This is a genomic window from Xanthomonas sp. F10 (assembly GCF_014206815.1).
GTDB classification, from domain to species: Bacteria; Pseudomonadota; Gammaproteobacteria; order Xanthomonadales; family Xanthomonadaceae; genus Xanthomonas_A; species Xanthomonas_A indica.
The window spans coordinates 2430233-2443261 of sequence record NZ_JACHNP010000001.1 but is presented as its reverse complement, the minus strand read 5'-3'; the positions used below and the strand labels follow the sequence as shown (position 1 = coordinate 2443261).

General features: G+C 69.7%; 12 protein-coding genes and 1 pseudogene. 7 read left to right on the top strand and 6 right to left on the bottom strand.

Annotated features, from left to right (window positions below; genetic code table 11):
* Positions 1-108: 108 nt before the first annotated feature.
* Entirely contained in the window at positions 109-318 is a 210-nt protein-coding gene (locus FHR56_RS10670) for a hypothetical protein (RefSeq protein WP_184502626.1), read from the top strand.
* 146 nt (positions 319-464) lie between these two features.
* Here the strand turns inward: FHR56_RS10670 and FHR56_RS20605 are convergent, their stop codons facing one another.
* The 4 genes from FHR56_RS20605 to FHR56_RS10650 form a co-directional block, all read right to left on the bottom strand.
* On the bottom strand, positions 465-1457 hold the full coding sequence (locus tag FHR56_RS20605; RefSeq protein ID WP_237473311.1) for an XVIPCD domain-containing protein: 993 nt from the start codon (positions 1455-1457) through the stop codon (positions 465-467).
* A gap of 68 nt (positions 1458-1525) precedes the next feature.
* Positions 1526-1948 carry a hypothetical protein gene (locus FHR56_RS10660; protein WP_160947602.1) on the bottom strand — a complete coding sequence of 141 codons (423 nt, stop codon included), beginning with the start codon at positions 1946-1948 and terminating at the stop codon, positions 1526-1528.
* A gap of 78 nt (positions 1949-2026) precedes the next feature.
* Positions 2027-2287, bottom strand: a complete 261-nt coding sequence (locus FHR56_RS10655) for a hypothetical protein (RefSeq protein WP_237473312.1) — start codon at positions 2285-2287, stop codon at positions 2027-2029.
* 142 nt (positions 2288-2429) lie between these two features.
* Positions 2430-2891 (bottom strand): GNAT family N-acetyltransferase, encoded by a 462-nt coding sequence (locus FHR56_RS10650; RefSeq protein ID WP_160947604.1) that lies wholly within the window; start codon positions 2889-2891, stop codon positions 2430-2432.
* 227 nt (positions 2892-3118) lie between these two features.
* On the opposite strand from FHR56_RS10650, the gene FHR56_RS10645 reads away from it, so the two are divergent.
* Both FHR56_RS10645 and FHR56_RS10640 read left to right on the top strand, forming a co-directional pair.
* Positions 3119-3760 carry an HD domain-containing protein gene (locus tag FHR56_RS10645; RefSeq protein ID WP_160947605.1) on the top strand — a complete coding sequence of 214 codons (642 nt, stop codon included), beginning with the start codon at positions 3119-3121 and terminating at the stop codon, positions 3758-3760.
* 130 nt (positions 3761-3890) lie between these two features.
* Positions 3891-6407, top strand: coding sequence for an excinuclease ABC subunit UvrA (locus FHR56_RS10640; protein WP_160947606.1), 2517 nt, complete (start codon positions 3891-3893; stop codon positions 6405-6407).
* A 134-nt stretch (positions 6408-6541) separates the two neighbouring features.
* Here FHR56_RS10640 and FHR56_RS10635 read toward each other — a convergent pair whose 3' ends face one another.
* Entirely contained in the window at positions 6542-7420 is an 879-nt protein-coding gene (locus tag FHR56_RS10635; protein ID WP_202407019.1) for an SDR family oxidoreductase, read from the bottom strand.
* A 554-nt stretch (positions 7421-7974) separates the two neighbouring features.
* Between FHR56_RS10635 and FHR56_RS10630 the strand changes: the two genes are divergently transcribed.
* The 3 genes and pseudogenes from FHR56_RS10630 to FHR56_RS10620 form a co-directional block, all read left to right on the top strand.
* Positions 7975-9345 carry a DUF763 domain-containing protein gene (locus FHR56_RS10630; protein ID WP_160947608.1) on the top strand — a complete coding sequence of 457 codons (1371 nt, stop codon included), beginning with the start codon at positions 7975-7977 and terminating at the stop codon, positions 9343-9345.
* 379 nt (positions 9346-9724) lie between these two features.
* Positions 9725-10297, top strand: a complete 573-nt coding sequence (locus FHR56_RS10625; RefSeq protein ID WP_160947609.1) for a phosphatase PAP2 family protein — start codon at positions 9725-9727, stop codon at positions 10295-10297.
* 124 nt (positions 10298-10421) lie between these two features.
* A pseudogene (locus FHR56_RS10620) lies at positions 10422-10937 on the top strand (DUF6496 domain-containing protein); the annotation flags it as partial.
* Positions 10938-11258: 321 nt separating this feature from the next.
* Here FHR56_RS10620 and FHR56_RS10615 read toward each other — a convergent pair.
* Positions 11259-11609 carry a nucleotide pyrophosphohydrolase gene (locus tag FHR56_RS10615; RefSeq protein WP_160947610.1) on the bottom strand — a complete coding sequence of 117 codons (351 nt, stop codon included), beginning with the start codon at positions 11607-11609 and terminating at the stop codon, positions 11259-11261.
* A 178-nt stretch (positions 11610-11787) separates the two neighbouring features.
* Here FHR56_RS10615 and FHR56_RS10610 point away from each other — a divergent pair, with 178 nt between their 5' ends.
* Positions 11788-12951, top strand: coding sequence for a zinc-dependent alcohol dehydrogenase (locus FHR56_RS10610; RefSeq protein ID WP_019796056.1), 1164 nt, complete (start codon positions 11788-11790; stop codon positions 12949-12951).
* Positions 12952-13029: the final 78 nt, after the last annotated feature.

The window sequence follows — 13029 nt, the reverse complement described above, 5'->3', positions numbered from 1 at the left end:
CAGTAGTGCTCTGTGGCGGCACATGATCACTGCATCATCCTGACACCATCCAGCAGCCGTGTTCACGGCCCGCGCCGTAGCCTCGAAAGACACACGAGGAGAGGCGAGATGAACACGCATGACGCTACGAACGGTAAGGGTGTCGACGATACGGCCAAGGTGCCCACGCCGAAGGACGGAGACTTGGACCGCGAAGCGCCACAGCCCGATCCGCAGGCCGGGATTGCGCGTGAAGTGGGCGATCTTGAAGACGCGGACGCCGTGGATGATGACGGCGCTCTGCCTGGACGCGCTGGCGGCGGGTTGGCCGGGGGGTGAGTGAAACCAGCCCCAACGTAGTGCCCTGCGACGCCAGCGTCGAGTGCAGCGAAGGCACTGTCTTGTACGGAAACGCTCCTCGCGTCGCCCGATGCGGTCGGTGACCGCCATGCATGTTGCTGGCGGCCGATTGCACGTTCGTAAAGCTAGAGCGCGTGCACCAGTGGCCGCGGCTGCGCGTCTTGCGTCTGCGCCGGTGACTCCACCTGTTGCGTCTGGGCCTGCGGCTCCGGCCGCTGCGCCTGCGCAATCGCATAGGACTGCTGCACCGGCGTCTGCGCCGCTTCCGCCGTGGACATATGCGCGCGCTGCTTGGCCGGATCGTTGGCTGCGCCCTGCACGATGAAGATGTTTTCGCCCGCGGCGGCGGTTGCGGTCTGCTGGCTGAGCGCGACCTGGTCGACGCTGCTGAAGTGGTGTTGCTTGGCCAGGGCGTACAGGCTCGCGCTGACGCGGTCGTTGTCGGCCGGGTTCAATTGGCCGGGGCCATTGAGCCCGTGGACCTTGTCGCGGATCTGCTGCAGCATCGTGTGATCGGGGTGGTCGGCGCGCGTGGGGTCGGCCGCGGGGGCTGGCGCGCGTTGTTGCTCCCGTTCGTCCAGTGCGTGGTAGCGCAGTTCCTCGGTGCGTTCCGGCGACAGCATGCGGTTGTCGATGCCCGGTTCGAGGCGTCCAGGGAAACCCTGCACGGGCACGTCCATCAGCTCGCCGAAGGTGCGGTAGGCGGAGTTGCTGTTGACCGTTTCGCCGAAGACCTTGAAGCCGTAGTTCGGATAGTCGCGGTCCTGTGCGTTGAGTTCCGGCACGGCGCGTACCGCGGTATTCCAGCGCTCCAGGATCTCGTGCTTGTCGCCGGTGGCCACCGTGCGTGACGGTTGGTCGTCGCGGATGTAGGTGGTGCTGTCGACCTTCGCGCCGATGGAGCGTGCATAGGCAGGATCGTGCGGGTAGTGCCAGGCGCGCAGCGCGTGCCGGGTGGCGTCGGTGCCGATGGGGATGGCCTGGCCGGTCTGGCGGTCGGTGGCCAGGCCGTGCAGTTCCGCCACGGCCTTGCCGCGTTCGTCGCGCAGCACCCAGAAGGCGTGGCCGGCGATGCCGATGACGCCGAGCGAGCGGGCTTCGATGGAATAATTGGGCATGGTCGTGTCCTTCCTTGGTCGAGATGAATGAAGCGGGGATCAGAACCGCCGTGTTCCGTTCGGCGGACTCAGTGTGGTTGCGTGGCGACGCAGCGATCCAGTGCGGTCTTGAGATCCTGCATCGCCTGGTCGACACCCAGGTCGACGAAATAGGCGCCGGCGCCCTTGAGGGCGAGCTTGGCCTGGTTCGCGCCCGGTGGCCGCTCCAGGCGCAGGCGAAAGCCGCTGCGGTTCGTTTCGGGGAAGTCGCCCGATTCCAGGATGCCCTGCGCCGGGTCTTCGCGAGTGACCTTGGGCCAGGAGCTGCTGGTCTCGGACAGGGTGGCGATGCTGGATTCGGCGCAGTCGAACAGGCGCTGGTTGGGCAGGTCGGCCGGGACGCGCAGCACCGCCGAGGCCATGGGCGTCTTGCGGGCGGCGGCGGGCATGCTGCATGCGCTGGCGACCAGCGCCAGGCCGGCGAATTGGGCAATGCGGTGCCATGGCGTCATGAGGACGTTCCTTGCGTGGGCGGTGGCGAGCTTCCTGCTCGGCGCATCATGCCGGATGCGCCAGGTGCTGTTGCGCGGTCAGCGCCGCGCGCGCCGCCAGGCGATCAGGGCCACGGCCGCCAGGGCGGCGACGGTGCCGACCGCGGCCACCTGCGCCGCGCGCTTGGCGCGTTGTTCGCGCAGGCGCAGCGCGTCGTCGCCTGCGTCGTCGGCGGACAGCGGCGAGCGGTACACGCTGTGCGCGGCGGCGCGGCCGGAGATGGCGGCACGGCGCGCGGGCGGGGTCGGGGCGCTGTCGGTGGCGGTATCGTCCACGGCGTGGGCGGTGTCGGTGATCATGGTGGGTTGCATCCTCGGCGCTGCGTTCATGCGTGTGTGGATCGAGCGGTAGGTTAGGGAAGGCCGCTCCATCTTTCCAAGCGCCACGTTAACGCGGCGCGGGGGAAAAGTAATGTGCAGGCGCGACGACGCGGGCCCCCGCTCAGCCGACCGGGCGCACCATCAGCAGCACGCGGCTGCCGTAGGAATCGGCTTCCTGCACGGGCTGCCAGCCGTGGCGGGCATACAGGCCGCCGTCCAGGTGCTCGGTCTGCAGATACAGCGCGCCCAGGCCCAGGGTCGCGGCGTCGGTCAGGACATGGTCGAGCAGGCGGCCGGCAATGCCACGTCCGCGATAGGCCGCGTCCACGTACACGCCGCCCAGCCAATACGGGTACTGGGGGAAGGCGTCCATTTCCCGGTATTTCAGTTGCGCCACGGCGATCGCGTGGGCGCCGTCGAAGGCCACCAGCCGCCGCGGCAGGCCGTTTGCATCCGGCGCGCGTTGCAGTTGGCGCAGTTCGTCGTCCAGCGAGAAGCCTGCCTCCTGGCCCCATGCCGCGTGGTACCAGGCGGCGATCTGCGGCAGTTCCGGTGCGTGCTGGTCGAGATGACGGACGTCCATGTATGCGTGCGGTGCGTTGCGACGGAGCAGACAAGTGTAAGCGGGGAGGGAGCTTCGATCAGGCCAGGGCTGCGCGGTAGTCCGTATCCATGCAAGCACTCACGGCCGATGACGCACGCGATGCCTGCCACGCGCGGCTTGAACGGAGGCCATGACCACGCGCGTCTGCACGCGCTCACGGCGGCCAGTTTGGCGATAATGCCGGCCTGTTCCGTCAGGATCGCCGCATGACCGCTCTCACCGAACGTTACGCGCGTGCCGTCGACTATGCGCGCATCGCCCACGCCGGCCAGTTCCGCAAGGGCGGCACGGTGCCGTATCTGAGTCATGTGCTGGGCGTGTCGACGCTGGTGCTGGAGGCCGGCGGCGACGAGGACCAGGCGATCGCGGCGCTGCTGCACGACGTGGTGGAGGATTGCGGCGCCGGGCACGAGGCGGTGATCCGCGCGCAGTTCGGCGAGGCGGTGGCGGACATGGTGATGGCCTGTACCGACGCCACGGCCGAACGCAAGGCGGTGCCCGCGGACGTGCCCGCCAAACGCCGCGACTGGCGCATCCGCAAGCAGGCGTATCTGGCGCATCTGGCCGAGGCGCCGGACGCGGTGTTGCTGGTGTCGGCCTGCGACAAGCTCTACAACGCGCGCAGCATCGTCGCCGACCTGGAAGATCCCGAGGTCGGCACGGCGGTGTTCGAGCGCTTCACCGCCGGCCGCGACGGTACGCTGTGGTACTACCAGGCGCTGCATGCCATCTATGCCGAACGCGGTGTGGCGGTGCTGCGCGCTTTCTCCAGCGCGGTGGCGCGGATGCAGGCGCTGGCCGCGCGCGACGAGAACGCCGAGACGCTGACGGCGCCCGCGTTGAGCTGACACCTGCGTCACCGGGACGGTGCGTCTTCGCCGACGACCGACCAAGCGCGCTGTAGCGCGATGGCCGCGACACGCCGATGTCGGCCGACCGGCTAAGCTTGCGCGCTCCTTCGCGTTGTCGGCCCAGCCCATGTCCACGCCTCCCGCTTCCGCCGCTTCCGGTTTCGTGCGCGTCCGCGGTGCGCGCGAGCACAACCTCAAGGACGTGGACGTGGAACTGCCGCGCGACGCGCTGGTAGTGTTCACCGGCGTGTCCGGTTCGGGCAAGTCGTCGCTGGCGTTCGGTACGCTGTTCGCCGAGGCGCAGCGGCGTTATCTGGATTCGATCTCGCCCTATGCGCGGCGGCTGATCGACCAGGCCGGCGTCGCCGACGTCGACGCCATCGATGGGCTGCCGCCAGCGGTGGCGCTGCAGCAGCATCGCGGCGCGCCTAGCACGCGCTCGTCGGTGGGTAGCGTCACCACCATCTCCAACTCGCTGCGCATGCTGTATTCGCGTGCCGGCACGTATCCGCCGGGGCAGGGCATCATCCACGCCGACGGTTTCTCGCCCAACACGCCGGCCGGCGCCTGCCCCACCTGCCACGGGCTGGGGCGCATCTACGACGCCACCGAGGCGTCGATGGTGCCGGACCGTTCGCTGAGCATCCGCGAGCGTGCGGTCGCGGCGTGGCCGCCGGCCTGGCACGGGCAGAACCTGCGCGACATCCTCACCACGCTCGGCCACGACGTCGACGTGCCGTGGGCGAAGCTGCCGAAGAAGACCCGCGACTGGATCCTGTACACCGACGCGCAACCGACCGTACCGGTGTATCCCGGCTTCACCCTGGCCGAGACCCAGCGTGCGCTCAAGCGCAAGCAGGAACCGGCGTACATGGGCACCTTCAGCAGCGCGCGCCGTTACGTGCTGCATACCTTCGCCACCACGCAGAGCGCGCTGATCAAGAAGCGTGTGGCGCAGTACCTCATCAGCACCGCGTGCCCCAGTTGCGACGGCAAGCGGCTGCGCCGCGAGGCGCTGTCGGTGACCTTCGCCGGGCTGGACATCGGCGAGCTGTCGCAGCGCCCGCTCGGCGAGGTGGCCGCCGTGTTGCGGCCCGCGGCCGAGGGCCGCCTGCAGGGCCGCGCGCGGCACCCCGAGCAGGCGCTGGCCGCGCAGCGTATCGCCCAGGACCTGCTGGCGCGGATCCAGGTGGTGGAGGCGCTGGGCCTGGGCTATCTGACGCTGGAGCGCAGCACGCCGACGCTGTCGCCCGGCGAACTGCAGCGGCTGCGCCTGGCCACGCAGATCCGCTCGCAATTGTTCGGCGTGGTCTACGTGATGGACGAGCCGTCGGCGGGCCTGCATCCGGCCGACACGCAGGCCTTACTCGGCGCGCTGGACCAGCTCAAGGGCGCGGGCAATTCGCTGTTCGTGGTCGAGCACGAGATCGACGTGATCCGCCATGCCGACTGGATCGTCGATGTCGGCCCCGGTGCCGGCGAGCACGGCGGGCAGGTGCTGTACAGCGGTCCGCCGGCGGGACTGGCGCAGGTGCAGGCCTCGTCCACGCGCCGCTACCTGTTCGCCGAACCGCAAGCTGCCGCCCATGCGCCGCGCACGCCCGAGGCCTGGCTGCAGTTGCGCGAGGTCAGCCGCAACAACGTGGTCGCGCTCGACGTGGACATTCCGCTGGGCGTGTTCACCACCGTCACCGGCGTGTCCGGCTCGGGCAAGTCCTCGCTGGTCAGCCAGGCGCTGGTGGAGTTGCTGGGCACGCAACTGGGGCAGGCGCCGGCCGAGGCGGAAGAGGAACTGGATCCGCTGGAGCGCGGTGCGCGCGTCGCCACCGACGGCTACATCGCCGACGGCCTGCAGCACGTGCGGCGGCTGGTGCAGGTGGACCAGGCGCCGATCGGGCGCACGCCGCGCTCCAACCTGGCGACCTACACCGGCCTGTTCGATCACGTGCGCAAGCGCTTCGCGGCTACGCCCGCGGCGCGCAAGCGCAAATACCACGCCGGGCGTTTTTCCTTCAACGTGGCCAAGGGCCGTTGCGAAACGTGCGAAGGCGAGGGCGCGGTGAGCGTGGAACTGCTGTTCATGCCCAGCGTGTATGCGCCGTGCCCGACCTGCCAGGGCGCGCGCTACAACGCCAAGACGCTGGAGATCGAACTGCACGGCCGCAACATCGCGCAGGTGCTGCGGATGACTGTAGCGGAGGCCTTGGATTTCTTCGCCAGCGATGTGCCGATCGCGCGTCCGCTGCAGGTATTGGTGGAGGTGGGTCTGGGCTATCTGCGGCTGGGCCAGCCGGCCACCGAACTGTCCGGCGGCGAGGCACAGCGCATCAAGCTGGCCACCGAACTGCAGCGTGCGCAGCGCCGCGGCACCGTGTACGTGCTGGACGAACCCACCACCGGCCTGCATCCGGCCGACGTGGACACGCTGCTGCGGCAGTTGCATGGGCTGGTGGAGGCGGGCAACACGGTGGTGGCGGTGGAGCACGACATGCGCGTGGCCGCCGCCAGCGACTGGATCATCGACATGGGGCCGGGTGCGGGCGGCGCGGGTGGCAAGGTGGTGGCGGCCGGTGTGCCGCAGGTGGTGGCAAGGCAGGCGGACAGCCGCACGGCGCCGTTCCTTGCGGCGGAATTGTTGGGGTGATCGGCTGTGGCAGCGAACGCCCGTCGCTGGTGTAACCACGTAGGAGCGGCTTCAGCCGCGACAGGCGTTCCCTGGAATGCCTGTCGCGGCTGAAGCCGCTCCTACGACGGCATGGCATGACGCCCTACGGCGTGTCAGCCCACGTTGCCGCGACCGCCGACGCTGCTGAACACGCTGCCGGTGGTGAAGCTGGATTCCTGCGAGGCCAGCAGCACGTAGATCGGTGCGATCTCCGCCGGCTGGCCGGGGCGGCCGGTGGGACCGTCGGCCCCGAAGGTCTTGAGCTTGTCCATGAATTGCCCGCCGCTGGGCTGCAGCGGCGTCCAGTACGGCCCCGGTGCCACCGCGTTGACGCGGATGCCCTTGGGCGCGAGTTGCTTGGCCAGGCTCTTGGTGAAGCTGACGATGCCGCCCTTGGTGGTGGCGTAGTCGAGTAGCGATTCCGGCGGGTCGTCGGCGACGATCGAGGTGGTGTTGATGATCGCCGCGCCCGACGGCAGATGCGGCAGCGCCGCGCGGGTGATCCAGAACAGCGCGTAGAGGTTGGTCTTGAGGGTGTCGTCCAACTGCTGATCGTCGATGTCCAGCAGCGATTTCTGCGCGGTCTGGCGCGCGGCATTGTTGACCAGGATGTCCAGGCCGCCGAGCTGCTGCACCGCCTGTGCGACCAGTTGCTTGCAGAACGCGGCATTGCGCAGGTCGCCGGGAATGGCCACGGCCTTGCGCCCGGCCGCGCGGATCAGCGCGACCACCTCGCGTGCGTCCGACTCCTCCTGCGGCAGGTAGTTGATCGCCACGTCCGCGCCTTCGCGGGCAAAGGCGATCGCTGCGGCGCGGCCGATGCCCGAGTCGCCGCCGGTGATCAGCGCCTTGCGCCCGCTCAGGCGGCCGGAGCCGACGTAGCTGCGCTCGCCGTGATCGGGCACCGGCACCATCTTCGAGGCCAGCCCGGGCCATTCCTGTTTCGGCGTGTCGAACGGCGGCCGCGGATACTGCGTGCGCGGGTTCTGCATCGGCGGGCGGGCGGCGCCAGCGCCGCTGGCGGCTGCGGGCTGCGCGCTTGCGCCCGCGGACATCGCCAGCGCGCCGCCAGCGGCCAGGCCGCTGCCGAGGGCACCGAGCGCACGACGGCGTCCGGCGGAGTGGTCGGGATCGTGATCGTGCATGGCGCGTCTCCTGCTGGGGGAAGGCGCGGCGGCGCGCATCGCGGGCGCCGCCAGCGTGGTGTCGTCTACACGTGTGATGCGAAAAATCTGGCGCACGCGATGCGCGACCCGGCGGCAGACGACCGTTCCCATCTGAGCGCCGCGCGCGGCAGTACCATGTGAGCGCGCGGTGCCGCCGACGTGAAGCGTGCGCGGTTGCGCCATGTCTTTGTGCCTGTAGGTGCGGCTCAGCGTGGCCTTGGGTCAGCAGCCGCGACCGCCGTAGCGATCGGGCGGATGCAGCCGATTCGACACGCGTCGTGCACCGGCCCGCACTGAACCGCTCAGCATTCGCTAGCTAGCGGCTCGCGCGCTGAGACCGGCACTGGCTACCCTGGTGCACCGTCATTCCCGGAGCCCCCATGAGCCGACGTTCCGGCAGCGCCGATCTGCCCCTGCACGGTGGCCGCGTGCCGCACTGGCTGGGCGCGCGCATGACCCGGCTCGGCGCGGTGATGTGCCAGGCCATCGTGCACAGCTATGGCCGCGACGAATTGCTGCGGCGCCTGGCGCATCCGTTCTGGTTCCAGTCGCTGGGCGCGGTGATGGGCATGGACTGGCATTCCTCCGGCATCACCACCAGCGTGCTGGGCGCGCTCAAGCGCGGCCTGGCGCCGCTGTCCGGCGAACTGGGCATCCACGTGTGCGGCGGCCGCGGGCGGCATTCGCGGGCCACGCCGGACGAGCTGCAGGCGGTGGGCGAGCGCACCGGCCTGGACGGCGCGGACCTGGCGCGGGTCAGCCGCCTGGTGGCCAAGGTCGACAGCGCCGCGGTGCAGGACGGCTTCGACCTGTACCTGCACGGCTTCATTGTCAGCGACGACGGGCGTTGGGTGGTGGTGCAGCAAGGCATGCATGGTGCGCGCAAGCAGGCGCGCCGCTACCACTGGCTGTCGGAAGGCCTGAGCAGTTTCGTCGACGCGCCGCATGCGGCCATCGACGGTCCGCGCCAGGGCCGTATCGTCAATCTTGCCGATCATCGCGCCGCCGCCGCGCGCGCGGCACAGGTGGACCTGTTGCAGACGCTGGCGCCGGAGCGCATCGCCCGCGAATACGCAGCGCTGGAGGCTGCGCAGGCGCCGGCACCGGCCGCCGCAGCTGCAGCGCAGGCCGGCGCCGCGCCGGCTGCCGATGCGCTGTTCGCCGCCACCGGCGACCTGTTCGCGCCGGTGGCGGTTGCGGTGCCCGAGCGCCGCCCGGCCGACCTGCCGCATCTATCGCTGCCCGACCACCACGATGTGCGCGGCAGCGACGTCGTGGTGCGGCGCTTGCACGGCGCGCTGGCCGCCGCCGCCGACTGCGGCCCGCGCGATTTCCAGGATCTGCTGCAGGTGCCGGGCGTCGGCGCGCGCACCGTACGCGCGCTGGCGCTGGTGGCCGAGGTGCTGCATGGCACGCCATGCCGCTTCAGCGATCCGGCGCGCTTCTCGCTGGCCCACGGCGGCAAGGACCGGCATCCGTTCCCGGTGCCGACGCGGGTCTACGACCACACCATCGGCGTGCTCAAGACCGCGGTCGCGCAGGCCAAGCTGGGCCGCGAGGAGAAGCTGGAGGCGATCCGCCGCCTGGACGCGCAGGCGCGCCTGCTCGAGCCGACCGCGCGCGGTCCGTCGGTGGAGGACTACATCGCCGAAGAGCGCGCGCAATCGCATGCCTATGGCGGGCGCAGCGTGTTCGGCTGGGAGCCGGCACCGTGCGAGGTCGCGGAGCGGCGCGCCGCACGCGCGAACTGAGGAACGGATGCGGCCCAGTGCTTGCGCCGCACGCGAACAGATGCAGGGTGTCGTGCAGAAGCGGCGTCAGGGCGCCTTTGATGGCTTCGGGGGCCCGTGCTGTAGGAGCGGCTGCAGCCGCGAGGGGCATTCCCGGTAAAGCCGGTCGCGGCTGCAGCCGCTCCTACGAGGGGCTGGCTGTGGTTCGGGAAGCCCCGGTACGCGCAGGGCAATGCGGCGGATGGATCAAGGGCCGGGCTTGTCGTGGCCGCGCTCGCGCCTTCGTCGCGCGCTGCGCACCACGATCCTCCCGTTCGAGCGATCGCCCGTATCATGGCGGCCACGGCGCACCGCGTCGGCGCCCCAAACGACGCGTACGCCGAAGGACGTTTTTCCCAGCATGTGGTCTGCCATCAGCAACTTCGGCGACGCGGCGATGACCTTGCCGCTGGCGCTGGTCTGCGCCGTTTGGCTGGCGCAGGGCAGTGGCGGGTGGCGCGCCGCCGGCACCTGGCTGGGCCTGGTGGCGACCGCCGCGGCCCTGGTTGGCGCGACCAAGATTCTTTACGCCGGCTGCGGCGTGGAGTTGCGCGCGTTGCAGTTCCGGGTGATCAGCGGACACACCATGCTTGCCGCGTCCGTGTGGCCGATGGCCTGCATACTGTGCCTGCGCGCCCGCCCGCGGCCGCGGCTGGCGGTGGCCGGCGGGCTCGCCATCGCCAGCGTGATCGCCATTGCTCGCGTCTACGCGCGTGCGCACAGCCTGTCCGAGGTCGCGGTCGGCGTGGTCGTCGGCGCCGCGACCACGGCCTGCTATCTGCGGTGGCACGGGGCGCCGCAGCTGCCTGCTCGCCTGCGGGTGTACGCCATCTTGTCGGTGGGCCTGGTCGCTGTGCTGATGTACGGGCGCCACGCGCCGATCCAGCACGCCATCCAGGCCTATTCGCCGGCGCTGTGCGGCCGCGACGGCTGATCGCGCCATCGTCTGCCTGCGGGCGCATGCACGCGCGCTTCGCCTATCGTATGCCTGCTCTTGACCTGAGCGTTGCTACACCCGAAGCGGATGGCCGTCGTGGCCGCTATCAGGAGACGTATCGATGCCGGAGCAATCCACCACCACCCGTGCGCGCCGCGCCAAGCGCGAAGGCAAGGCTGGCACGACCCAGGCCGGCGAATTCGTGCGTGAGGAGATCGACCGCGTGCGCGAGGGAAAGACCCAGGTGAAGTCGACCAAGCAGGCGATCGCCATCGGCCTGTCCAAGGCGCGCCGCGCCGGGGTCAAGACCGGTGCATCGAAGACCGCGTCGAAGTCAACCAAGAAGAAGATCGCGCAGGAAGAAGCCAAGGGCGGCAAGCAGGGCAAGCCGTCGCCCACGCGCTCGCGCGGCGCCAAGAAGGCGCTCAAGACCGCCAGCAAGGGCACGACGGCGCGCAAGACCGTGGGCAGCGAGGCGCTGTCGACGCAGACCAAGCGCGCGGCGAAGAAGCGCAGCGCCAGCAGCCGCTCGACGGCGGCGAAGAAGGCCGCGCAGACCAAGGGGGCAACGGTGCGCAAGGCCGCGGCCAAGAAGGCGGCGCAGACCCGCGCCAAAAAGTCCGGTACGCGCACGTCCTCCGCGAAAAAGAGCACGGCCAAGTCCACGTCGGCGAGAAAGGCAACGGCCAGGAAGGCTGCGAGCAAGGCCTCTTCGGCAAAGAAGGCGGCGACGAAAAAGACGGCCTCGAAGAAGACGGCCTCGAAAAAGTCGACCGCCAGGAAGACACCGGCGAAGAAGAGCGCCTCCAGCAAGCGCACGACCAGCAAGCGCGCGGCCAGCAAGACGTCGTCCACACGCAAGCGCAGTTCGCGCACGAGCGCCTAGCCGCTCATGATGCGCGGCGGCGCACGCCGCCGCCGCGCATTGCACTTCCGCCCTGTAAGTCGCCTGGCGTGCTTACAGCTCGGTGTACTTGGTGATGCGGCCCTTGGCCAGCTCCACCGGATACTTGGCAGCGTTGGCCAGCATCTTGCGCTGCGCGGCGTCGATCGGATCGATGTCCAGCTTGTCGCACAGCTGCACCAGATACAGCAGCACGTCGGCGATCTCGCTGCCGACCTGCTGCTTTTTTTCTGTAGACAGTTGCCGGCTCTGCGCATCGTCCAGCCATTGGAAATGTTCCAGCAGTTCCGCCGCTTCCACCGAGAGCGCCGCGGCGAGATTGCGCGGACTGTGGAACTGACCCCAGTCGCGGGCATCGGCGAAGGCGCGTTGGGCGGTTTGCAGGTCGTGGAGGCTGTCGGGCATGGCATCGGCTCGCAGTGGGGACGGCGCATGGTAATGCAGCGGCAGCGCGTGCACGCAGGGCACTGCCTGCAAGGCATGCACCGCGGTCGCGACATCGGACTCACGGCATGGTCACCGACGATGCACGGTGCCGGCAGCGACACTGCACACACGTGTTCGCAGACGAAAGGAACCACCCATGCAAGCTCTGACCTATCACGGCACCCGGGACGTGCGCGTGGAAACCGTTCCCGACCCCGTGCTGGTGGAGACCGACGACATCATCCTGCGCGTCACCGCCACCGCGATCTGCGGCTCGGACCTGCACCTGTACCGCGGCAAGATCCCCGACCTGCACACCGGCGACGTGCTCGGGCACGAATTCATGGGCGTGGTGGAGGAGGTCGGCCCGGACGTGCAGCGGGTGAAGAAGGGCGACCGCGTGGTGATCCCCTTCGTGATCGCCTGCGGCGAGTGCTTCCATTGCCGCCTGACCGAGTACGCCGCCTGCGAGACCACCAACACCGGCAAGGGCGCGGCGCTGAACCAGAAGGGCATCCGGCCGCCGGCGGCGCTGTTCGGCTACAGCCATCTGTACGGCGGCGTGGCCGGCGGCCAGGCCGAATACGTGCGCGTGCCCAAGGCCAACGTCGGCCCGCTGGTGGTGCCGGACGTGCTGCACGACGAGCAGGTGCTGTTCCTGTCCGACATCCTGCCCACCGGCTATCAGGCCGCGCTCAATGCCGGCGTACGCCAGGGCAGCACCGTGGCGATCTTCGGCGCGGGTCCGGTCGGCCTGATGACCGCGGCGTGCTGCCGCATGCTCGGCGCCGAGCGTATCTTCATGGTCGACCGCTATCCGTATCGGCTGGACTTCGCCCAGCGCACCTATGGCGTGATCCCGCTGAACTTCGAAGAAGTGGACGATCCGGCCGACATCATCGTCGGCCAGACCGACGGCCGCGGCGTGGATGCCAGCATCGACGCGGTGGGCTTCGAAGCCAAGGGCAGCACCGTGGAGACGGTGATGGCCACGCTGAAGCTGGAAGGCAGCAGCGGCACTGCGCTGCGCCAGTGCATCGCTGCGACCCGCCGCGGCGGCACCGTCAGCGTGCCCGGCGTGTATGCCGGTTTCATCCACGGCTTCCTGTTCGGCGATGCGTTCGACAAGGGGCTGAGCTTCAAGATGGGCCAGACCCACGTGCAGCGCTTCATGCCGGAACTGCTGGAGCACATCGGCGAAGGCCGGCTGCGCCCGAACGAGATCATCACCCACCGCCTGAGCCTGGCCGAGGCGGCGCAGGGCTACTCGATCTTCGACAAGAAGGAGCAGGACTGCCGCAAGGTGATCCTGACCCCGTAAGACGGTGGCGTGGGTTCTCGTTGGCGAGACACCCGGCACCCATGCCGGGCCGTCAGCGGGCGCCAAGTCTGCTGCGCT

What these genes read in the sequence shown, in the direction of transcription:
- FHR56_RS10670 (WP_184502626.1), top strand. Translation starts at nt 109, where the DNA reads ATGAACACGCATGACGCTACGAACGGTAAGGGTGTCGACGATACGGCC.
- FHR56_RS20605 (WP_237473311.1), bottom strand. Translation starts at nt 1,457, where the DNA reads ATGCCCAATTATTCCATCGAAGCCCGCTCGCTCGGCGTCATCGGCATC.
- FHR56_RS10660 (WP_160947602.1), bottom strand. Translation starts at nt 1,948, where the DNA reads ATGACGCCATGGCACCGCATTGCCCAATTCGCCGGCCTGGCGCTGGTC.
- FHR56_RS10655 (WP_237473312.1), bottom strand. Translation starts at nt 2,287, where the DNA reads ATGATCACCGACACCGCCCACGCCGTGGACGATACCGCCACCGACAGC.
- FHR56_RS10650 (WP_160947604.1), bottom strand. Translation starts at nt 2,891, where the DNA reads ATGGACGTCCGTCATCTCGACCAGCACGCACCGGAACTGCCGCAGATC.
- FHR56_RS10645 (WP_160947605.1), top strand. Translation starts at nt 3,119, where the DNA reads ATGACCGCTCTCACCGAACGTTACGCGCGTGCCGTCGACTATGCGCGC.
- FHR56_RS10640 (WP_160947606.1), top strand. Translation starts at nt 3,891, where the DNA reads ATGTCCACGCCTCCCGCTTCCGCCGCTTCCGGTTTCGTGCGCGTCCGC.
- FHR56_RS10635 (WP_202407019.1), bottom strand. Translation starts at nt 7,420, where the DNA reads ATGCAGAACCCGCGCACGCAGTATCCGCGGCCGCCGTTCGACACGCCG.
- FHR56_RS10630 (WP_160947608.1), top strand. Translation starts at nt 7,975, where the DNA reads ATGAGCCGACGTTCCGGCAGCGCCGATCTGCCCCTGCACGGTGGCCGC.
- FHR56_RS10625 (WP_160947609.1), top strand. Translation starts at nt 9,725, where the DNA reads ATGTGGTCTGCCATCAGCAACTTCGGCGACGCGGCGATGACCTTGCCG.
- FHR56_RS10615 (WP_160947610.1), bottom strand. Translation starts at nt 11,609, where the DNA reads ATGCCCGACAGCCTCCACGACCTGCAAACCGCCCAACGCGCCTTCGCC.
- FHR56_RS10610 (WP_019796056.1), top strand. Translation starts at nt 11,788, where the DNA reads ATGCAAGCTCTGACCTATCACGGCACCCGGGACGTGCGCGTGGAAACC.